The organism is Syntrophobacter fumaroxidans MPOB (genome assembly GCF_000014965.1).
In the GTDB taxonomy this organism is placed as follows: domain Bacteria; phylum Desulfobacterota; class Syntrophobacteria; order Syntrophobacterales; family Syntrophobacteraceae; genus Syntrophobacter; species Syntrophobacter fumaroxidans.
Map to the genome: position 1 here is coordinate 2,818,865 of NC_008554.1, position 20,169 is coordinate 2,839,033.

At 59.6% G+C, this 20,169-nt stretch carries 15 protein-coding genes; 6 read left to right on the plus strand and 9 right to left on the minus strand.

What is annotated here, in order from left to right; all coding sequences use genetic code 11:
- Window positions 1-26: 26 nt before the first annotated feature.
- The 3 genes from SFUM_RS11865 to SFUM_RS11880 form a co-directional block, all read right to left on the minus strand.
- Window positions 27-1,493: a HAMP domain-containing sensor histidine kinase gene (locus tag SFUM_RS11865; protein WP_011699145.1), complete on the minus strand. Its 1,467-nt coding sequence runs from the start codon at window positions 1,491-1,493 to the stop codon at window positions 27-29.
- A 527-nt stretch (window positions 1,494-2,020) separates the two neighbouring features.
- The gene (locus SFUM_RS11875) at window positions 2,021-2,764 is read right to left on the minus strand and encodes a glycosyltransferase family 2 protein (protein ID WP_011699148.1); all 744 of its coding nucleotides are present in this window, start codon (window positions 2,762-2,764) and stop codon (window positions 2,021-2,023) included.
- Between the two features lie 3 nt (window positions 2,765-2,767).
- The gene (locus SFUM_RS11880) at window positions 2,768-4,480 is read right to left on the minus strand and encodes a tetratricopeptide repeat protein (RefSeq protein ID WP_011699149.1); all 1,713 of its coding nucleotides are present in this window, start codon (window positions 4,478-4,480) and stop codon (window positions 2,768-2,770) included.
- Between the two features lie 290 nt (window positions 4,481-4,770).
- Between SFUM_RS11880 and SFUM_RS11885 the strand changes: the two genes are divergently transcribed.
- Window positions 4,771-6,228, plus strand: coding sequence for an SBBP repeat-containing protein (locus SFUM_RS11885; RefSeq protein ID WP_011699150.1), 1,458 nt, complete (start codon window positions 4,771-4,773; stop codon window positions 6,226-6,228).
- 163 nt (window positions 6,229-6,391) lie between these two features.
- Here the strand turns inward: SFUM_RS11885 and SFUM_RS11890 are convergent, their stop codons facing one another.
- Window positions 6,392-6,763, minus strand: coding sequence for a hypothetical protein (locus SFUM_RS11890; RefSeq protein WP_011699151.1), 372 nt, complete (start codon window positions 6,761-6,763; stop codon window positions 6,392-6,394).
- 124 nt (window positions 6,764-6,887) lie between these two features.
- Window positions 6,888-7,115: a hypothetical protein gene (locus SFUM_RS11895; protein ID WP_041440404.1), complete on the minus strand. Its 228-nt coding sequence runs from the start codon at window positions 7,113-7,115 to the stop codon at window positions 6,888-6,890.
- 871 nt (window positions 7,116-7,986) lie between these two features.
- Here SFUM_RS11895 and SFUM_RS11900 point away from each other — a divergent pair.
- Window positions 7,987-8,190 (plus strand): tautomerase family protein, encoded by a 204-nt coding sequence (locus SFUM_RS11900; RefSeq protein ID WP_011699152.1) that lies wholly within the window; start codon window positions 7,987-7,989, stop codon window positions 8,188-8,190.
- Between the two features lie 132 nt (window positions 8,191-8,322).
- Window positions 8,323-10,146, plus strand: coding sequence for a 3'-5' exonuclease (locus tag SFUM_RS11905; protein ID WP_011699153.1), 1,824 nt, complete (start codon window positions 8,323-8,325; stop codon window positions 10,144-10,146).
- An 87-nt stretch (window positions 10,147-10,233) separates the two neighbouring features.
- Here SFUM_RS11905 and SFUM_RS11910 read toward each other — a convergent pair whose 3' ends face one another.
- The 4 genes from SFUM_RS11910 to SFUM_RS11925 form a co-directional block, all read right to left on the minus strand.
- Window positions 10,234-10,917, minus strand: coding sequence for a response regulator transcription factor (locus SFUM_RS11910; protein ID WP_011699154.1), 684 nt, complete (start codon window positions 10,915-10,917; stop codon window positions 10,234-10,236).
- Window positions 10,918-10,940: 23 nt separating this feature from the next.
- Window positions 10,941-13,553: a hybrid sensor histidine kinase/response regulator gene (locus tag SFUM_RS11915; protein WP_011699155.1), complete on the minus strand. Its 2,613-nt coding sequence runs from the start codon at window positions 13,551-13,553 to the stop codon at window positions 10,941-10,943.
- 141 nt (window positions 13,554-13,694) lie between these two features.
- Complete coding sequence (locus SFUM_RS11920) at window positions 13,695-14,837, minus strand: ABC transporter substrate-binding protein (protein WP_011699156.1); 1,143 nt, start codon at window positions 14,835-14,837, stop codon at window positions 13,695-13,697.
- Between the two features lie 61 nt (window positions 14,838-14,898).
- Window positions 14,899-16,032 (minus strand): ABC transporter substrate-binding protein, encoded by a 1,134-nt coding sequence (locus SFUM_RS11925; RefSeq protein ID WP_049766363.1) that lies wholly within the window; start codon window positions 16,030-16,032, stop codon window positions 14,899-14,901.
- Window positions 16,033-16,682: 650 nt separating this feature from the next.
- Here SFUM_RS11925 and SFUM_RS11930 point away from each other — a divergent pair.
- The 3 genes from SFUM_RS11930 to SFUM_RS11940 all read left to right on the plus strand — a co-directional run bounded on the left by SFUM_RS11930 (window position 16,683) and on the right by SFUM_RS11940 (window position 20,166).
- Window positions 16,683-18,338: a PAS domain S-box protein gene (locus SFUM_RS11930; RefSeq protein ID WP_011699158.1), complete on the plus strand. Its 1,656-nt coding sequence runs from the start codon at window positions 16,683-16,685 to the stop codon at window positions 18,336-18,338.
- A 308-nt stretch (window positions 18,339-18,646) separates the two neighbouring features.
- The gene (locus tag SFUM_RS11935; protein WP_011699159.1) at window positions 18,647-19,573 is read left to right on the plus strand and encodes a DMT family transporter; all 927 of its coding nucleotides are present in this window, start codon (window positions 18,647-18,649) and stop codon (window positions 19,571-19,573) included.
- Between the two features lie 143 nt (window positions 19,574-19,716).
- Window positions 19,717-20,166 carry an NfeD family protein gene (locus SFUM_RS11940; protein WP_011699160.1) on the plus strand — a complete coding sequence of 150 codons (450 nt, stop codon included), beginning with the start codon at window positions 19,717-19,719 and terminating at the stop codon, window positions 20,164-20,166.
- The last annotated feature ends 3 nt before the right edge of the window (window positions 20,167-20,169 follow it).

Consider the following 20,169-nt stretch of genomic DNA (forward strand, 5'->3'; position numbering starts at 1 on the left):
CAGCGATATCGATTTCCCGGACGATCTCAAACCGACGATCTATTGTAAGCAAAATTTGCGGGAAGAGTAAACACTATGGTTGCACCGCTTGCAGGCTCGTTCTCCGCCCAGATTCGCCCTCCATGGGCAGTGACGATATGGCGGGCGATTGCCAGGCCCAATCCGGTTCCCTGGTGCCGTTTGCCTCGATGGTGCGGACTCCGGTAGAAGCGCCCGAACACCTTTTCGACATCTTCTTCCGGAATTCCATGCCCCGTGTCCGAAACTCTCACCTCCACCACCCTCCCTTTCTCCCGGTCATCTCTTTTCAGGACGGTGGTTATGGAAATACGGCCCCCCTCGGGGGTGAATTTCAGCGCATTGCTCATGAGATTGTCAATGACCTGCCGCATCCTGGATTCATCGAGCATGAGGAGCGGCAGATTCCCGGTTCGGATGGTCTCGACCCCGATGTTTTTCTTCCTCGCAATGGGGTCCAGCCCTTGAACGCTTTTCTCTATGAGGGTCTGAAGGTCACACGGCGCGTACTGGTATTCCATCATTTCACCTTCCATCCGGGAAAGATCCAGGATGGAGGAGATGCTCACAAAAAGCCGTTCGCCGTTGCCGCGCACGACCTCCAGGATTTCCTTCTGTGAAGACGAGAGCGGTCCGGGGATTTCCTCCAGCAGGAGGGCGATTCCTTCGCGGATGGCGGTGAGGGGAGTGCGCAGCTCATGCGAGACATGAGCGGTGAAGTCCGCCTTGAGCTCTTCGAGGCGGGCCAGTTGTTCCGTCATCCAGTTGAAGGTCTCGGCAAGCTCCACGACTTCCAGAGGCGCCCTCAGGTCGAGGGAGCGGGTGAACTCCCCCCGGCCCACTCTGCGCATTTCCTGGGCCAGGTTTTTCAGAGGCCTGCTCATCCCGCGCGCATGGAAAAAAGCGAGCATGAGGGCGCCTCCTATGCCGGCAACCGTCAGCCAGCCCATGTCTCGGGCGGCGGATTCCGCCATGTCGCGGGCTTCCACGGTCTTGGCGCCGATGAGTTCTTCACGGTGGCGAACGAGCTCATTGCCGCGTTCGAGCAACCCCTCGGCGATTCCTTTTCTGGTCTGGTCCTCGGTACCCTTCCCGGGCACGGCCCGCTTGAACTCCTCGTCGTAGCGGGTGTGTAGGTCCTTGATTTCCGCGATCAGACTCCGTTCCGGCTCGGAATCGACCAAGGCGTTGATCCTGGCCAGGGCTTCAGCGAAGTCCTGCCTCGCCTCGATATAGGCTCCGTGGAGAACCGGGTCCTGAATCAGCATGTATTTTTCCGCATTGCGCATCTCCACCAGAAAGGTCTTCAAGAGCCGCCTCTGTTCCTTCAGGCACACGGTATCCACCTCGACAATGCGTCCGTTGAGCCGGATGAGCCAGTTGAGCTTGTCGAGGGCGTACAGGCTCACCACGAGGACGAGTAGGATCAGTACGCCCTGGGCGAAAATCACGCGCCAGAAAATTCTTAGCCTCATGAGGTTCACTCGTTTCGGACCCGGAGCGCCATCGGCTCTTCAGGCCGCTTTCAGAACCGTGTCGGAATCAGGCAGACATCCCGGGAGCGCCAAGCCCGGCCCAGATCGCATGGGCGACAAGCCCTTCCCGGCATTTCGCCCGATGCGCCCGGTCCGGCATCATTCTCGCCCCGTCATTTCCAGTGCCTCCCCCACCCTTCGGGAACTCGTCGCCGGAGCTTTTCCCTTTCCCGGAAAAACACCAAGCCCCGCCGAGCGATGAAAGAAACTCCGGAATGAGCATGCCGGTCTCGGATATCACCCCGGCAAGAAACACACCCGTGCCGGTCTTAAGGTATACAGGAGATCTTTTAAATTATATCCTGTTATCCCCGAGAAAACCACAGGCAGCCCGTATCCGGGGAGCGGCGGGACAATTCCTTCCCGTGATCGGAACAGGACTTTTCCGTTCGAGACGGCGTTGAAAGAACCAGCCACGCGCCTTCCCGTCCCCATGGGCACGGCGATGCCGGAGCAGATCGTGAACGTCAGCATGAACACCGCGCCGTCGAGGAAGGCCGCAGGCGGCGCGACAATGCGCCGAATCGAAGCAAAACCCGGCAGATGCGCACGGAATCAAGCACTGGATCGAAATGCGAGGAGCAGTTGCCGTCGATGTAGATCGTCTCGATCTTGACCTCGCATATTTCGATGTTCTTGCGTACGCACTGGAGGAGCATATCCGTTTCAAACTCATAGCCGTCGCAGGGACTGTCGAGCAGATCGGCAACGAACGACATGGGAATCCCGCGCAGGCCGGTCTGGGTGTCGGTTATCCGGCGTCCCGTCATGAGGCTCAACAGGTTCACGACGACGAGATTTCCGATCCTGCACCGAAATGGAACCTTCCGTCCGAAGGATCTGACTCCCAGGATCAAGGCTCCGGGACGGTTTCCAAGCGCCTTGACGATCCCAAGGGTGTCTCGGGCGGTGTGCTGACCGTCCGCGTCCGCCGTGACCACTCCGATGCCGTCGGGAAACAACCGCGCGATGTGTCCCAGGCCGGTCTTCAGCGCCGCACCTTTTCCGAGGTTCTCGCGGTGACGGATGATAAGGGGTTCGTCGAATTCGGAAAAGCTATCGAACAACGAGTGGAATTCCGGCCCGCTTCCGTCATCCACAACGACTACCGCCCGAACAAGTCGGCTCGCTGTGAGGGATTTCAGGAGTTCCGTGAGAGCCTCCGACGGTCTGTAGGCAGGAATGAGTACCACGGCGCCTTCGTTTCGCACGTTTCACCTCTCAGCATTCGTCGTCAGAACATGCCGGGTCCGGTAAGCCGATTCGATCAACGAATCGATCATTTCATTGCCGGGGTCGATCGTCAGGGCATGCCGATAGGAGGCAATCGCCCTGTCGACCAACTCCAGCACCCGCTCGGATGAACCGCCCTCGCGCCGCGCCGATTCGGCCCTCCTCATGTAGCAACTGCCCAGATTGACGTGCGCGGCCCAGTACCGTGGGTTTATCTCGAGGGTCTTCAAGAGCTCGGCTTCCGCCCGATCGAGCCGGCCCGACTCCAGGTAGACGGCCCCCAGGGTGTTTCGGGCCCTGTCCTTGTTCCCGCTCTTTGAGACGACGTCCTCCCACAAGGTGATCTCATCCTTCCAGACGGCATTCCTTGCGTGCGTCATCGCAGAAAAAAGAAGTACCGCCACGCCAAGCAACAAACACACCGCCCGCATTGCCCATGGTTGTCCCGCCCGGTATTTCTCGGCCAACAGAACGACCCCGGACGAAATGGCCACAAACGCCCCCACCGACGGCAGGTACACCCGGTGCTCGTAGATCACGTCAACGATCGGCACAATGCTGGACTCAGGCAACAGAGCCACAAGAAACCAGAAAATCCCGAACGCGGTCAGCCTCCATCCTCCCGCACCGGAGCGCGAGCGACTCGCCAGGAAGGCCCCGACGAACAGCACGAAGAGAATCAGCAGGGTGGAGTACACGACTTGCGAATTCAAAAACACCGTGTGGATCGGATGATCGTAGTCGAGGTTCTGGTCGAGAGGGAGAAAGATCAAGCCGATATAGACCGGGATTACGGTGAGCTGAGTCAGAAAATAGTCGTGCCTGGACATGCCGGTCAGCACTCTCGAACGGTCGCCCAACTGACTCAGGACGGATGCATCGCCGTCGAAATCGACCGCGCCGAGCGGTATCACGGCGAAGGTCAGGATGAAGGGGACGAGCCGCGCCAATCTTGCGGCCCGGCTGCCTGAAGTCTTGCCGAAGAACAGGTATTCATAGAGCGCCACGATGATTGGAATGGTGAAGGATATCTCCTTGGTCTTCATGGCAAGGACGGTCGAAGACAGCGCCAGCCCATAAAGACAACAGGCCGCGACGGGGCGACGATGCATTGCGTTGAGGCGACTCCCGGCATATGACACAACCGCTGCCAGGTAGAACGAAGTGGCCAGGGAAGCGAATCTTTGCACGACATAGGTCACGGCCTGTGTCTGAATCGGGTGCGAGACAAAAAAGAGGGCGGCAAAGAACGCGATGAGGCGGCGTGGGCCGGTTTGGGCGTCGTCGTGTCGCTCGCCGCCCATGACCGTGGAACGCATCCCGGGGGTCCTGAAAGTCAGGAGCACGAGAAAGTAGACGAGAAAACCGTTGACGACATGGATCAGTAGGTTCACCGCGTGAAATCCCGCAAGTTTCAATCCATGAAGACCATGGTTCAACGCAAAGGTGAGAAAACCGACGTATCTCATCTTGAAGTCGAAGTAATACGGGTGATCCGCAACCCGTGACGGTTCGATGAAGTTGCCGAAATCCCGGATGATGGAATTGGAAACGATGTTTCTCACATCGTCGAAATGAAACGATGCGTCGAAGGTATTGGAATAGGATAGAAAGGCGGTCAGAGCAACGACCGAAAGATGGAGAGCCGGTTCGTGCCACAGTGAGGCAGGAAATCGGCTTCGCTGCGGAATCATTTGCCCTCCCATGCGAGAGGTCGGCCCAAGGAAGGCTTGTGGTTCCCGCGATTCGAATGCCTTAAAATCACCAGTCGCTTTCTCATGCGAAACACTTCTTCATCGCAAAGGTTAACGTATTGTTCCGCCCCGCGATTATTCGTTGACTCCCCTGTTTTTTCAATATTACATTGATGGCCGGGTTGCCGCAATATCATGATGTTTTCAGTGTGTCCGGCAACTTGCGGGAACAGGACGACCGGGCGCGGGTCGTGTTCCGGGACGGCGACGGTGCCGCAGAGGAGGAAGCGATGGATTTCCTGAAAAGGTCCTTGCATGGGATCGTGTTTTGCGCGTTGGCGTTGTTCCTGGCATCGGGTTGGATCGTGTCCGGAGCCGGAGCCGGCCCGGACGGGCAGGGCACCGGAGTGTCGACCGGCCTGGAAGGAGAGGACCGGCCGGCAGCGCGGCGTCCCATGAGCCGGTCAAATCCGCAGGGGAATCCTTTGCAGGATTCGAACCAGCCTGTCGGCATCGCCGTCGATTCACAAGGCAACGCCTATGTCACGGGACAATGGGTCAATACGTCCGGCAACTCCGATTTCGCGACGATCAAGTATTCCAAAGCCGGTGCGGCGGCCTGGGTGAGACACTACAACGGCCCGGCCAAAGGCGACGACCTTGCAGGCGGAATCGCCGTGGATTCCGCGGGAAACGCCTACGTCACGGGAGCTTCCCCAGGGACGGGCACTCAAGAGGATTTTGCGACCGTGAAGTATTCAAGGAGCGGCGAGCAACAATGGATCAGGCGATACAACGGACCGGTATCGAGGTCCGACTGGCCGACCGGGATCGCCGTGGATTCCTCCGGCAACGCCTATGTCACGGGCGACAGCCAGGTGTCCGACACCCGGTGGGATTTCACCACGGTGAAATACGATTCGGCCGGCAAGCAACTCTGGGCGAAGCGCTACAACGGTCCTCTCAAAGGGTCGAGCAGGCCGTCGGGCATCGCGGTGGATTCCTTCGGAAACGCCTATGTGACGGGGACATCCCAGTCAGGAGAATCGGAATTTGATTTTGCGACTGTCAAGTACGACTCCTCCGGCAAACAGATTTGGGCCAGGCGCCACACGCGAAGCGGCAGTTCCGTCAACTACCCCGTGGGGCTGGCCGTGTCCAAGAGTTCCGTGTACGTATCGGGCGGCACTCAAGGAAGCTCCTCTTCGCAGGATTACACCACGGTGAGCTACGACAAGACGACCGGCAACCGGAAATGGGTGAAAAATTTCGACTCGGGCACAGGGAACGATAACCCGAGCGCGGTCGCGGCCTGTGGAAACGTGGGCGCATATGTGACAGGGTCATCGGGCGACGGGGATTTCCTGACCGTCAAGTATGATTCCTCGGGCGCCCTCGTGTGGACGAAAAGGTACAACGGGCCTGCCCGCGGCTCTGACTTTGCACGGGCCATCGCCGTGGACTCGAGCGGAGCCGCCTATGTGACCGGACAATCGGACGGATCGGGCACCGGCACGGACTTTGCCACCATAAAGTACGGACCGGGGGGCAAGACGTGTTGGGTGCAGCGATTCAACGGGAAGGGGAACGGCCAGGACACCCCGAGCGCCATCGCCGTCGACAGTGCCGGGAACGTTTACGTGACGGGCCAGTCGCAATTGTCCTCCTCGGACGATTTTGGCTTCGCGACCGTCAAGTACGACTCCAGCGGCAAACGAACCTGGGTCAAATACTATTCCGGGCAATAGTGCATCAGGCGCAGCTGCGGTATGGAATCGGCAATCCATCGATGGTTCCCCGTATTCCCCGAAATCGCGCACCCCTTCGAGATGATCCCCATCCCTTCGGGGTGCTCCGCAGCCGTAAACCGCGCCTGATCCACGATATGGCTCGGTTTGCGTCAGGCGCCGGTCAGGGGTTGTTCACATACCGTTTGCAGTTCGGGCAGAACAGCCTGTTGTATACGTCGTAGTAGGCGTCCGTCTTGCCGCACGAAGGGCACTGCAACCCTTGCGCCCCCGCCCCGCCCGGTCTCCCCCCGGAAAGCGCGTTCCCCCGGAGCGAGTCGCGAATCTCCGTCAGCAGAACCATCGCTTTGTTGATCTTCCAGTACCAGCATACGATTTCCCTGCAGATGAGAAAAATCACCGCGATCACGAGCAGGAACATCATAAAGCCGTACAGACTCCCGAAGTCGAATAACGGATTCATGGCGGCCGCATGACCCCATTGGGGCAACAGTGCGAAAAGAACGGCAAGAGAGAGTGAAACAACAGCTTTCATTCGAATCTCCTCGTCGGTTTGATGTTTCAACGACTCACCTGATCAAAACCAAGACCCTCCTCAACCTCACCCGTCGGACCAACACGCTTTGTCCACCGGACTTCGCCCGCGCTCGGCTCCCCCCTCACAAATTCATGTCCCCGGAGCAATTCGCGTTCGAGACGCTACAACACCAGGTCCCCAGGCTGCGCGGCGGGCCATGCCCCGTCTCCGCGTCGGAAAGATCGTCCGCGGGAGTGCGCCGGTCGGACACATAAAAGGGAAAAGCTTCATGCCCTCCCGTCAGCAATACCGTCTTGAGCACAATCGCCATGGCGCCGGCGTCACCCGCGAAGCTTGGAAACAGGCTCATCCGATAGCTTCATTTCCACACAAGCTCCTATCAGGATTCCCTCCACGCGAACGGACACTCCTTCGAAGGCCATGACTATTATTGATGGATATAGTTTATTGTGTATCATGAACTACGCTTTATTGGTCAAGTCTAATATCAATATATATAGAATGTCATGTCAACAAAAATCATCAATGAATATGACTATATTCTATATTTTCATAATTCCAATTCCTTAGAAAGCAGGCACTAAATATTCCTACTCTAATCACGGAATAGGAATCCTTTTACTTTCCACCTTGGATCTTCAAGTTGATTCCATCATAACAGGACAGGGATCTCGTTCCTTTTCTTCCGGTAAAAAAATAAGGGGGCCCGCGAAGCAATGGAACGCACGCCGAGCGTCAATGCCGTTCGGCAGGCCGGACAAGCGAACGGTTCGGCTCCACGGCGGGAAGAACCCATCCCGCTACGCTTCACTTCGGCGAAGTCGGGTGGGCGGACTTCCGCAGTATCGGATTCCACGGATGCAGAGGCGGGGATTCAACCGGGAACCCGCTTGACATCCGTACGATTTGCAATGAGGATACGTGACGGACGGCCGTTCCGGCGGTTGAGACCGCTTTTGAGCAGGGTTGAGTCGACCGTCTCCGCTCCGGCTTTCGACAATCCCCGGGCGGGAAGAACCGCCCCTGGCGATCAATGGGCTTCCAACGCGGCAGCCCGATGCTTCTTCAGTTTCGCGTTCCGGGAGCCGATTGAGTGTCAGGAATGACAACGGCGCCTCGCGCATGGGAAAGCGCGGAAACGGGTCATTCGGGCAAGGAACGGAGCGTGAGCGGGGGAGGTCTTGTGTCCTGCGGAAACCCTATTGAAAGAGGAGATTGCGATGCCCTACGTGAACATCAAGATCACCAGAGAGGGTGCTACGGCGGAACAGAAGGCCCGCCTCATCAAGGGAGTGACGAGTCTCCTTTCGGATATTCTGGGGAAGAACCCTCAGACGACGGTTGTCGTGATCGAAGAAGTGGACACCGACAACTGGGGCATAGGAGGCGAGACGGTAACGGTCAGGCGGCGCACGGGCCGTTAGCCGCACGCGGCCTCGCCGCTGCGGCGTCTTCGGGGGAGCGGATGCGCATTGCGGGAGTCGCTGCCCGCCGTGTGGAATCCGCTCGCGGGACGGCGGCACATCTGCAACGGAATGCTCGACCAGGGTGCAATCATGGCCACAATGATTCCGCACGACATCGACGAATTCACCACGGAAGGCGAACGCAAGTTTTACAGTTTCCTGGAAACGTTCGCAAAGCCGGACCGTGAGTTCACCACGTGGTATCTCCCCGACATCGCCGGGAAAGAACCGGATTTCATCCTCTACTGCGAGGAGATCGGCCTGATCGTCTTTGAGGTCAAGGACTGGGAGCTGAGCCAGATTCTGGAAGCGAACCCGTCCAGCTTCAAACTGCGCATGGGCAAGGCCACCAAGAGCCTGAAGAGTCCTCTTCACCAGGCTCGCGAGTATCTCAACTCCCTCAAGGACAGGCTGAAAGCCGACGGCAGGCTGTTGTCGACGGATGCGGCACATTACGGCAACCCCAAGGTCCCGATCGACTACGGGGTGGTTTTCCCGAACATCCGCAAGGACGAATACTGCCGGCGTGGACTGGACAGGGTGATCAACCTCAACCGCGTCTTTCTTTGGGACGACCTGCACGCGAGCTCGGAAATCTGCCTGGACGGCAGCGGCAGGTGTTTCCGCAGGAAGCTCCGGGACATGTTTCCGCCCAGGTTCCGCTTCAGCATCACCCGGGCGGAATACAATCACCTGAAGCATCTGCTTTTCCCCGTGGTCCGCATCACTCAACCGGAACGGGATGCGTGCGCCTATGTGGATCCTTCCAGGCGGTTGAATGTGCTCGACGACCGCCAGGAAGCCCTCGCACGGAGGTTCGCTCCGGGCCGGCACATCATCACGGGACCCCCGGGAAGCGGGAAGACCCTCATCCTGGTTCACAAGGCGGTGTTCCTGAGGCTCTACAGGCAGGACGTCAAGAACATGCTCTTCGTCTGCCACAACGCTTCTCTCGTCAATTACGTCAAGCGGCTGCTTTCGGAGAAGAAAGCGGGGTTCGGACCGGGCGGGGTCGAGGTCTGCCATTTCTTCGAGCTTTGTTCGAAGATCCTCGGGGAAGAAATTCGCTTCGACAGTGCGGACAAGAGCTATTACGAGCTTGTGGTCGAGGAGACCCTTGCGCGCCAGCGGACCGAAGGAGTGAAGTACGATGCCGTTCTGGTCGACGAAGGCCAGGATTTCACCCCGGCTATGGGCAAGGTGATCGTCAATCTGCTCGATCCCGACTCGAATGATCTGACCGTGGCCCTCGATGAAGGACAAAGCCTGTACGGCGAGGGCGCGTTCTGGGATGTTCCGGAAAACGGGACAAAGGTCCGCATCGATCGGGTCGGTTCATCCTACCGTTTCACCAGCGAAATAAGGCAGTTTGCGTTCGGCTTCATGAAGTATGAGAATGCCGGCGAATCGGCGCTCCCGCCCGAATGCGCGGTTCATGGGCCAAAACCCGTCATGACCCGGATGGGGGACATCGGAGAGCTGGTTTTTCACGTGGCGGACATGATCAAGGCATTGCACGCCTGTGGGGAATATCCCCTGTCGGAAATGGCCGTTCTCTATTCCGTGCGGTTCACCCGGGATGCGAAAGGAGAGCGGGTTTCATTGCCCGAGCTGCTCATCGGGGCGCTGGAATCCAGGGGCATCATCGCCGACTGGACCACGGAAAACTACAGCGCCAGGCGTTCCTACGACATTTCGACCGACAGGGTATGCGTATCGGCCATCCACGGTGCCCGGGGCCTCGACTGGGCCTGCGTTTTTCTGCTCGGTCTGGACGAACTGGCACCGGACATCGGGCTGACGGATCGCGCCCGGCGATACGCCTTCGTGGGGATGACGAGAGCGCGCCACAGGCTGTGCATCCCTTATGTCCGCAGGAACTCGCTGATCAGGAACATGTCGACCTGTCTTTAGGACACGGCTGTGGGAAAGAGCGCCTGAGGCCGACGGTCCTCCGAGCCTTCCCGGCGGCGCGGGCGGCGCCTTCGGGGCGATGTCCGCTCAGGGCTTGCGGACAAAATCGGGGTAGAGCAGCCGCATGCACTCCGGACAGATGGAATGCGTGAACTCCGCCTCGGTGTGGTCTTTCACGTAACTCTCAATGTCCACCCAGGAATCCTGCCTGTCGTAGGGCGCATCTTTCTTGCGAATCTTCTTGCAATTGGCGCAGATGGGAAGAAACCCCCGCAACGTCTTGATTTCTCTCAGCGCATTCTGCAGCTCCTCGTTGAGGACGATCAGGTCGTTGGTCCTTTCAGCAAGCTCCTGATAAGCCAGCTGGATTTCGTCCCTCGCCCTTTTCAGTTCGAGATGCGCATGCACTCGAGCCAGCAGCTCCTCGGAATTGAAAGGCTTTGTCACATAGTCGGTCCCCCCGGCCTGAAACCCCTTGACGATGTCCTCCTCATCGGTCTTGGCGGTCAGGAAGATGATCGGAATGGCCTGACCGTCCGGAAGCTCGCGGATTTTGCGGCAGACCTCGAAGCCATCCATCTCCGGCATCATCACATCAAGAAGAATGAGATCGTAGTCGTCGGCAAAGACCATATCGAGCGCCTGCGTGCCGCTGGTGGCAAAGGAAAGGGAATAGCCGTCCCGGCGCAGAATATTCCCGAGTACTTGAATATTCTTGGAAATATCATCCACGATCAGAATGTTGCACTGCCCGTTGTGGATCCTGCTCACCCCCGCTCCTTTGCAGACAGAGCTCACTTCCTGACGCCGGCCACGAACTCGGGATACGCGTCGAGCGCCCGGCGGATGTTTTCAACGTCGAAACCGGCCGTATGAAACAACAGATTGTCGGCATATGTCGAAAGATAGCTCACTCCGTAGCGGTCGCCCAGCGCCTTGATGCGGCAGCCGAAGTCTTCGATTTCCGAGATGTGCTGCTTGCGGCTGACGATCTCCCAGCGATCCATCAGCTCATTCTCCAGAAAAGCGACGATTTCATCCCTGACATGTTCCGGCAGCGACGAGACGGAATCCGCGGATGCGAGGCCGGAAGCCTGGGGACGTTTCGCCGGAATCGTCCGCGCTTTCCGATCATGGATGAACTGGTGCAGTTCCTTAAGGAGTTCCGGCTTGCTGAAAGGCCTGACCAGCCACCCGTCGAACCCGCTCCTCTCGAGGCGCTCGATCTCTTCCTTCATGCCCGAGGCCGTCAGAGCGACAACGGGAATGCGCCTTGTTCCGGGATTTCTGCGGAGTCGCCGCAGCGCCTGATAGCCGTCCATCCCGGGCATCCTGATGTCCATCAGGATGAGGTCGGGGTTCGCGGTCTCGGCGGCCTGCAGAGCCGTTTGCCCATTGTCCGCCTCGATGACTTCGACCCGGGTGTTCTGCAGGAATTCCTTCACGAGTTTGCGGTTGAGGTCGAGGTCGTCCACCACGAGCACCTTTGCCTTGTCCAGCAGGATCGAATCGACATCGGACGTTTCGGCCTGTTCGGCCCGGTCAGTCTCGGCCGCCTCAGACACATCCGGAAGACGGATTTCGAATACGCTTCCGGCACCGGGGCGACTTTGCACGGAGATCGTTCCCCCGAGCATTTCCACCAGGCTCTTGGAGATGGTGAGGCCCAGCCCCGTGCCGCCATACACGCGCGCTCTCTGCCCGGATTGCTGTCGAAACGACTCGAATATCCGGTTGTGAGCCTCCGGCTGGATCCCCATTCCCGTGTCCTCGACAACCATCACCAGGCAGAAGCTCCCATCGCCCGCCCCCGCTTCCCTCCAGGCCGAAAGCCTGATCCAGCCGCTTTCGGTGAACCGCAGAGCGTTTCCCACCAGGTTGAAGAGGATCTGCCTCAACCGCACCTCGTCCAGGAGCACGCATTCCGGAACATCGGAGGCGATGGACGTGATGAACTGCAGACCCTTGTCCTGTATGATCCAGGAAAAGACCTTCTCCAGATCGACAAAGACGGAGCGGAGCACCACGGGTTCATATTGGATTTCCATCTTCCCCGCCTCGATTTTCGACAGGTCGAGGATATCGTTGATGAGCGACATCAGATTTTTCCCGCTCGACTGGATCGATTGAAGATAGTTCTTCTGGCGCGGGTCGGTGATCAGAGGGCTGAGGAGCGACGTGAAACCGAGAATGGCATTCATCGGCGTCCTGATTTCATGGCTCATGTTCGCCAGGAACTCGCTCTTTGCCTTGCTGGCGGCCTCGGCCGTGTCCTTTGCCCGTTCGGCCTTCTCCTTTTCCCTGCGTTCCGTGACGTCGACCAGCAGCCCTTCATAATAATAACCTCCACCGCTCGTCCCGGGCACTCTTCGGGCCGAAGCGGACACCCACACGGTGCTGCGGTCCTTGCGATACAGCTCGGTCTCGAACCCGACGATGCGCCCCTGCTCGGCCAACACGCGCTCGAATTCCTCGTGGTCCTTCGGTCTGACGTAGAGCTGCCGGCCGATATCGGTCACGCTGGTCAGCAGTTCCTTCTCGGAGGCATATCCCAGCATTCGGACCATGGAAGGATTCACCGTCAGGAAATGGCCCTTGCCGGGGGTACGTTGAAAGATGGCTTCCGTTGCATTCTCGAAGATGCCGCGGTACTTCTCCTCCGCCTGCTGGAGCGCCACCTGGCTTCTCTCGAGGTCCACCGACATTTCGTTGAAGACACGCCCCACGTCGCCGATTTCATCGCCCGAAGGCAGGTGCACCGTCTCGCCCAGGTGTCCCTTCTGGAGCTTGAGGATCGCTTCGCGAAGCAGCGACATGGGCCTTGTGACGAAGCGCGTGAGCAGGAAGTTGAGAAGGCCCGACATGAGGACCAGGATCGTCACCAGCAACACCACGAAGATCATGACGAAGGACTGGGTTTCTCTCTCCAGCCCTGAAACGTCGTAGTAGAGCCGTATGTACCCCACCGGCATTCCGATGACCCCAATCTGTCGTGTGTAGACTCCCAGTGAGGGGAACCGGGGGGTGCGGTACCTGGGCAGCAGAGTGGACGATTCGGAGAGGGCCCGACGTTCCGAGCCTTTCATGGGAACGGCGAAAGCGTCCTCCGTGGCCAGGAAAACCTGGCCGTCCGGAAGGCACACCGTTATTCCGACAATTCCTTCGACCTTCAGCATGTCCTGCAGCGACGCCGCGAGCGCCTTCTTCTGCCCGGCGAACAGCTCATTGGCGAGGTCTTCGCGCTTTTGATGGAACACGGTGTCCAGCAGCAGAAAAATCTTTTTTTCATAGGCGGCGTGGCGGCTCATCTCGAAAGGATAGAGAATCGCAAAGGAAAGGACGGCGATCAGGGCGGAAGTCCCCAGAATAGCCGCACTGATTTTGAAACGCAGACTTCGGATCTTCATCCACACCCTCGGAAAGGAGAACCGGGCAACTCCCGCCTTCGCGCCGGCAAGCTTCACGGCGCGGAGGCCCTACGCGAAACCGGCGACGCCCTCCGCGCCGATTGCAGCCGAGCGCCCTCCCCGGCTACCGGGGCGGCAGCATCAGGGAAGCATCGTCTTCAAATAGTGAGGCCGTCCGTCCCTGACCTCCATGATCACCACGCTCTTGACCGGATCTCCATGGCCGTTGAAGGAAATGACCCCCGTCACGCCTTCGAAGGAGCGTGTCTCGGCCAGTGCGGCACGAATCCTGCCCCGCTCCGCGGAACCCGCCCGCTTGATGGCATCAGCCAATACCATGACCGCGTCGTAGGCCAGGGCCGTCCCGGTGCCGAAATCGGGCACGTCGCCGTATCGTGCCGTGAATTCCCTCGACCGCCGTGAATCCATGGCCGGTGTCCAGTGCGATGAGTAGTACGCCCGTTTGAGACGGTCTCCACCCTTGGCCAGAAAGCTCGGATTGGCCAAACCGTCTCCGCCCACAAATTTGGATGTCACCCCTTTGTCCTGGGCGAGTACGGCAATGAGACCGCTTTCGTCATATCCCGACAGGAAAAGAACGTCCGCCTGCACGCGGCCCGCGTCCCGGACCAGATCCTCGAAATCCCTCTGCCTGGACTTGTATTCCCTCACCAGGATCACCCTGCCGCCCAGCTGTTCAAAGTGTTTCTGGAAGACCTGGCAAATCCCGGTGCTGTACTCGCTTGCCAGATTGACGAACAGGGTTGCGGTGGAGGCCTTGAGGTCTTCTCGCGCGAATCGCGCCAGAGCGGCGCCCTGGACCTCGTCGGTGAAGCAGACGCGAAAGATGCAGTTGCCCACCCGCGTGATATCAGGATCGGTCGAATGGTTCGTGATCATCGGCACACCTCGGGCTTGAGCCACTTTTGCAATCGGCAGTGAATGCGGGCTCCGGGACGCACCCAATATGGCGACGGCATCGGAATCCGCCGCCCGCTCCGCCGCGAGGTGGGAGCCGATGGGGGTGCTCCGATTATCGTGGATCTCCAGTCGGAGCCGTCGGCCCAAAACGCCGCCGCGCGCGTTGATTTCCTCCACCGCGATCCGCACGCCCCGAACGGAGGTTGCGTTGGTGTCCGTGGCTTCCCCGGTCAAGGCATAGATGGCCGCTATCTCGATGACATCCGCGGCCTGCGCGGGAAACGCCGCAACGGCCGCGGCCAGCGCGATGAACATCCAAAAGGCGCCCCTCATCGCGTTCCCCTGCAGTTCGCCATGGTCCATCGGCCCTCCGGTCCGCTGCACCGCCTGCCGGCCGGCATTTTCATCGAGGCGGATTCTTCCATCATTCCGGTTTGATGGTTTGGTAATACCTGGGGCTCCCTTTCTCCCATTTCAACATCACGATTTCCTTGTCGATCGGATCTCCCCCGCCGTGATAGCTTATCAGTCCGGTCGCTCCCCGAAAGTCCAGGGTGCCCGCCAGGCAATCCCGGATCCTGGCTCGATCCGACGTCCCCGCCCTCCTGATCGCATCCACGAGAAGCATCACGGCGTCATAGGCCAGGGGCGCGCTGAAGCTCTTGATTTCCGCGCCGTACTTCCGGAAATAGAGTTCCTTCAGGCGAAGGCTCTCGGCACGCGGAACGGACGGATGCCACGGCGCCGACTGGTAGCTGCCCTCAACGGCATCCCCGGCGTATATGGAAATCTCATCCCACGCATCACCGCCCAGGAACGTGGCACGTATTCCCATGGACACCCCCTGGCGGATCAGCAGCCCGCTGTCTCGCGTATAACCGGGAACATACACGACATCCGGCCTGGCCCGCCTGATCTGCTCCATGATATCGGAAAAATCGACCGCCTTGCCGCGATACTGGACTTCACATGCGACCTTCCCACCGTAGAGCTGAAAGGATTCCGAGAAGCAATCGGCCAGCATCGCGCTGTAGTCCTCATCGATGTTCTTGGCCACCGCCACCCTTCTGGCCCCCAGTTCCTTAAAGGCGAACCGGGCCATGGCTCTTCCCTGAAAGGAATCCACGAAGCATATGCGAAAGATGTAGTCCCCGACCCGGGTCACCATCGGATGAGTGGAACCGGGACTGATCATGGGAATCCCCGCTTTCTGCAGAACGGGAGCCATGGCCAGCGAATGGGAGCTCCAGTGGGCGCCGATCACGGCGGTCATCCCCAGCCGGACCGCTTCTTCGGCCGCTTTCACGGAACCGATGGGGGTGCTTTGATTGTCCAGGAACACGAGCTTCACCGGACGCCCCTGCAATCCGCCCCCTTCGTTGACCTCTTCGACGGCAAGCTCCAGCATGGGAATCAGCGGCCCGTTATGCGTCGCCGCGATCCCGGAAAGGGAGAAGATCGCTCCCACGGTGATGGATTCAGCGGCCAAACCCGGACATGCAGACAGGACTATGGCCAGCAGGATCATCACGCAAAGGCTGCCGAACCGTCGCATCATCGATCACCCATCCGGTACAGGGGTCGCCGTCCGCTTGCCCGCATCCACTCACGGGATGGAACTCAGCCGGAGAGGGCACACCCGAAGGGCGGCAGCCGTCATGACCTTGAACGCAATCCCAGTCGGTTCGGCCGCCGGAACCGGCTGACCGTCGGGGGATAGACGTCCCGTCCGCGGCTTCTTCGGTGCTCCGCCCGCACCAGCGCCGGAGCGGTTGCTTTCCTTGCGCGAGGGCAAATTGGGCCGGCAACGGCCATTACAGTGTACGCACATGTTACGGCAAAGGAATGAAATAACAAAGCATTTTCTTTTCACCGGAGCCAGTTCCCGCATCTCGGGTTCGCCCAGGACTCCGGAGCCGATGCCGGGCGCCGGACCGGCACCGGCATACGTAAAGATACGCTGGGGACGACCCGTGGAGTGTCGAGGAACACGTCTTTTGTCTGCACTCTTCGGACGGCCGGAGGCCAACAAATGCGTTCAACAGGGAGCGGAATGTGGTATGATTTAAAGCAATGCGTTTATCCTGTTGAAGCAGACAGTCTATTGCCCGGTGAACCGTTTGAGCGGGAATGTGGCCGTCGCGCGCCTTCTCGAGAAAGGGAGGCGGGGGGTGCCGTTCGTTCCGGCGGCCGCCTCCAGGGGTAGTCATGCCGAAAAAACCATCCTATGAAGAGCTGAAACGGAAAGTGGACCTTCTCGATCGGGCTGTTCGAGAGAACGCGAGGGTGGAGGCGGACCTCCGGGAGGAATTGGAGAAGCTCCGGGCACTGTACCAAGCGGCGGTCTCGCAGTCGGACGACCTGCTTCGCGAGAGTGAGGAACGGTTCCGATTCATGGTGGAAACCACCGGGGATGTCATCTACCGCCTGCATTATGACACCATGCGCTACGACTACCTGAGTCCCGGAATCCAGAAGCTCACCGGATATCCGCCGGAAGAAATCATGGACTCCGGCTTTTCCCGGCTGGTGACCCGAATCGATCTGCCCGGAAAGGAAGACGTCGATCCGGAAGTGCTGGTCAGAGATCGGCACGAAGGGAAAACCGGGGAGTACAGGGGAGACTACCTGATCGTGACCAGGACGGGAGAACGCAAGTGGTTGAGAGACCATTCCTTTCCCTGGTACGATGAGTCCGGCAGACTCGTGGGTTCTGTCGGAATACTGAGCGACGTGAGCGAATACAGGGAGGCCGAGGCGCTGGTGAGGCTGCGCACGGCCGACCTGGAGGAATCCGAAGAGAAATACCGGACGATCGTCGAGAACGTTCCGCTGGTCGTCTACCGCATAAGGCCGACGGGGGAATTGCTGTTCATCAATCAGTTCGTCGAGGAGATCATCGGCTATGGCCCGGCCGAGATACTCCGGGAGCCGGCTCTGTGGAGTAGAGCGATCTACGATGAAGACCGCTCAAGGGTCGCGGACCTCCGGAAGAAAGCGCTTCTCGACGGCAGGGAGTTCATCGCCGAATACCGTGTCGTGCACAAGAACGGCTCCATCGTCCACGTGATGGACCACGCCATCCCGACCCGGACGCCCGATGGCCGGGTGAACACGCTGGACGGCATCATCATGGATGTGACGGGGCGCGTGAAGCTCCAGGAACAACTCATTCGGAGCGAAGGAATAAAGACGATCAGCGAGGTTTCCGCCAGACTGGCGCACGAAATCCGCAACCCCCTGGTTTCGGCGGGCGGGTTCGCGCGGCGCCTGCTTTCGTCCATGCCCCCCAGCGACCCGAATCGGGACAAGGTGGAGATCATCGTCAAGGAAGTCAGCCGTCTCGAAGGCATCCTGCGCATGATCCTCAATTACATCCAGCCCATCGAGCTCGAGCTGTCGCCGGTGGACCCGAAATCACTGGTGGAAACGGCATTGCGCGGAATCGAAACGGACCTGAGGGAAAAGGCCGTTGCCATCCGCGCCACATTGCTCCCTGGCCTGCCCCGTATCGCGGTCGACGAGCTCCAGATGAAGCAGGTCTTGAAGAGCCTGTTGAAAAAGGCGCTGAGTCAAATGGTTCCCGGCGACACGCTGACCATCTCCTCCGCCCTGGAGGAGGACGTGATCGAGCTGTTGGTGCGTTATCCGGTCCGGAACCTGTCACCCGAGGACGTGGACCACTTCTTCTATCCCTTCACGACATCGAAGATGGACTACCCGGCGGCCGATCTCCCCATGTCGAAAATCATCGTGCACAAGCACGGAGGGGAGATCGAGGTTTCGCAGGAATCGCCCGGCCTTATCGCCATCCGGATCTCCCTGCCCGTCCGGTGGCGCCCCTTCCGGATGGAGGGACACTGACGCTTCCCTGTGCCGACGCAGGCAAGATGCGTTGGGCCGCAAACCCGTACCGGTCGTCCTCCTGACGGGGAGGGCGCAAGGCCTCCTTCGTCCGAACCGTTTTCGGATGCCGGCCGAGACTCGCCGAGATTTCCCGATTGCCGATCCGGCCCGTCTCGTCCTATGATGTACCTGGCCGAAGGCCGGCATTCCAGGACGGTCCCGGAGCTGAGCCGGACGGATGCCGCTCATGGACGGTTCCGGACTCGGAAACCGGCAACGGATTCCCCGTTGGTGCTCGTGACCTCTCGTGAACGTGGATCATCGCTTTGAAGACACAAAGAATCCAGGGTTTGACCCTTGCGCTGGCGGCAGCCGGATTTGCCACGATATACGACATCATCACCCGTTTCGGTTCCTCGGGAATCACGCCCTGGCAGATCCTTCTGACCAGGGCCGTTTTCGGACTGGCTCTCACAGCCGTCCTGGCCCGGGCTTTCCATCTGAATCCGCTGGGCAGAAATCGTCCGGGCATGCTGCTCACGGGACTCATTCTCGTCGTGGGAGTGCTTTGCTTTATTTTCGCCCTGTTTCGCCTGCCGGTGTTCGAGGCGGTTTTGCTTCTGTATCTCTATCCCGTCTTCGCCGCCCTCTTCTCGCCGTTCCTCGTCGATGAACGGATCGGTCTGAAGCTGTGGACCCTGATCGCCGTCGCCTTCTGTGGAACCGCATTTGTCCTGTGGCCGCAGGGCGCCGTCTCGGATGTCAACGGGGGACACCTCCTGGGGGTTGGATCGGGTTTCTGCCACGGGCTTGCCCTGACTCTGGTGCGCCGGTTCAGCAGGCACAACGGCGCCGTGACCCCATTTTTCTACTTCTGCGCGGTCGGGGCGGTGGTCTCGGCGGTCGCCGTGGGTCTCAGCCCGGCATCGACGCCCTTGAGCCTCGAGGGTTGGGCGGCTCTGGGCGGCATCGCCGTCACCGCGGGCCTTGCGCAGCTTTGCATGATCAAATCGGCGACCTGCATCTCCTCCGCGGAAGTCGGAATCGTCGGGATGTCGGAAATCGTCTTCGGCGGCCTTGCGAGCTACGTGCTGTTCAGTGAAGCCGTCGGCCTGCGTCAGATCCTGGGCGGGGTCCTGGTCGTCTCCAGCGCGGTCGTCCTGGCCCTCGACACCACCCGGGATGCGGCGGTCCGGCGGGAGCCGGCGCGAGCCCGTCCTCCCCGGCGAATTGGGGGACATTCCGTCGATTGAGGCCGCGGCTCGCCCGGGGTCCTTCGCAAGCGCCCGCTCAAACAACCTTTGACTGCTTTTGAATTGCTTGATAGTCTCCGGTTCCGACAGCCGCCGTTCGGGTTCGGTTCTCGATTCGCCCCAATTCACCGGGAGGACGCATCATGCTTTCCGCATGGCATCTGTGGATGATTCTGGCAATAATCCTCTTCATAGCGGAGATTTTTACGCCCGCATTCGTGCTTGCGTCCTTCGGAATCGGCTGCATGGCCTCCTCGCTTGCAGCGGGACTGGGCCTCGGCCTCAAGATGCAGATTCTCGGGTTCATCGCAGGAACCCTCGTGGCCTTCTTCACCGTCCGGCCACTGTTTACCCGGTATTGCTACAAGGCGTCCCCGCACACGCGAACGAACCTCGACGCACTGATCGGAACGATCGGTCGCGTGACGGAAACCATCGACGATGCGGGCGGTTCCGGTCGTGTCACGGTTGGAGGCGATGACTGGAAGGCCGTCGCCGCCAATGGAGAAACGATCGAAATGAATGCGCGGGTCGAAGTGATCGGGATCGAGGGGGTCAAGGTCATCGTAAGACGCGCTCCGACATCGAAATGAGGA

Coding starts and splice junctions, on each gene's coding strand:
- SFUM_RS11865 (WP_011699145.1), bottom strand. CDS start 1,493: ATGAGGCTAAGAATTTTCTGGCGCGTGATTTTCGCCCAGGGCGTACTG.
- SFUM_RS11880 (WP_011699149.1), bottom strand. CDS start 4,480: ATGATTCCGCAGCGAAGCCGATTTCCTGCCTCACTGTGGCACGAACCG.
- SFUM_RS11885 (WP_011699150.1), top strand. CDS start 4,771: ATGGATTTCCTGAAAAGGTCCTTGCATGGGATCGTGTTTTGCGCGTTG.
- SFUM_RS11890 (WP_011699151.1), bottom strand. CDS start 6,763: ATGAAAGCTGTTGTTTCACTCTCTCTTGCCGTTCTTTTCGCACTGTTG.
- SFUM_RS11895 (WP_041440404.1), bottom strand. CDS start 7,115: ATGAGCCTGTTTCCAAGCTTCGCGGGTGACGCCGGCGCCATGGCGATT.
- SFUM_RS11900 (WP_011699152.1), top strand. CDS start 7,987: ATGCCCTACGTGAACATCAAGATCACCAGAGAGGGTGCTACGGCGGAA.
- SFUM_RS11905 (WP_011699153.1), top strand. CDS start 8,323: ATGGCCACAATGATTCCGCACGACATCGACGAATTCACCACGGAAGGC.
- SFUM_RS11915 (WP_011699155.1), bottom strand. CDS start 13,553: ATGAAGATCCGAAGTCTGCGTTTCAAAATCAGTGCGGCTATTCTGGGG.
- SFUM_RS11920 (WP_011699156.1), bottom strand. CDS start 14,837: ATGGACCATGGCGAACTGCAGGGGAACGCGATGAGGGGCGCCTTTTGG.
- SFUM_RS11925 (WP_049766363.1), bottom strand. CDS start 16,032: ATGATGCGACGGTTCGGCAGCCTTTGCGTGATGATCCTGCTGGCCATA.
- SFUM_RS11930 (WP_011699158.1), top strand. CDS start 16,683: ATGCCGAAAAAACCATCCTATGAAGAGCTGAAACGGAAAGTGGACCTT.
- SFUM_RS11940 (WP_011699160.1), top strand. CDS start 19,717: ATGCTTTCCGCATGGCATCTGTGGATGATTCTGGCAATAATCCTCTTC.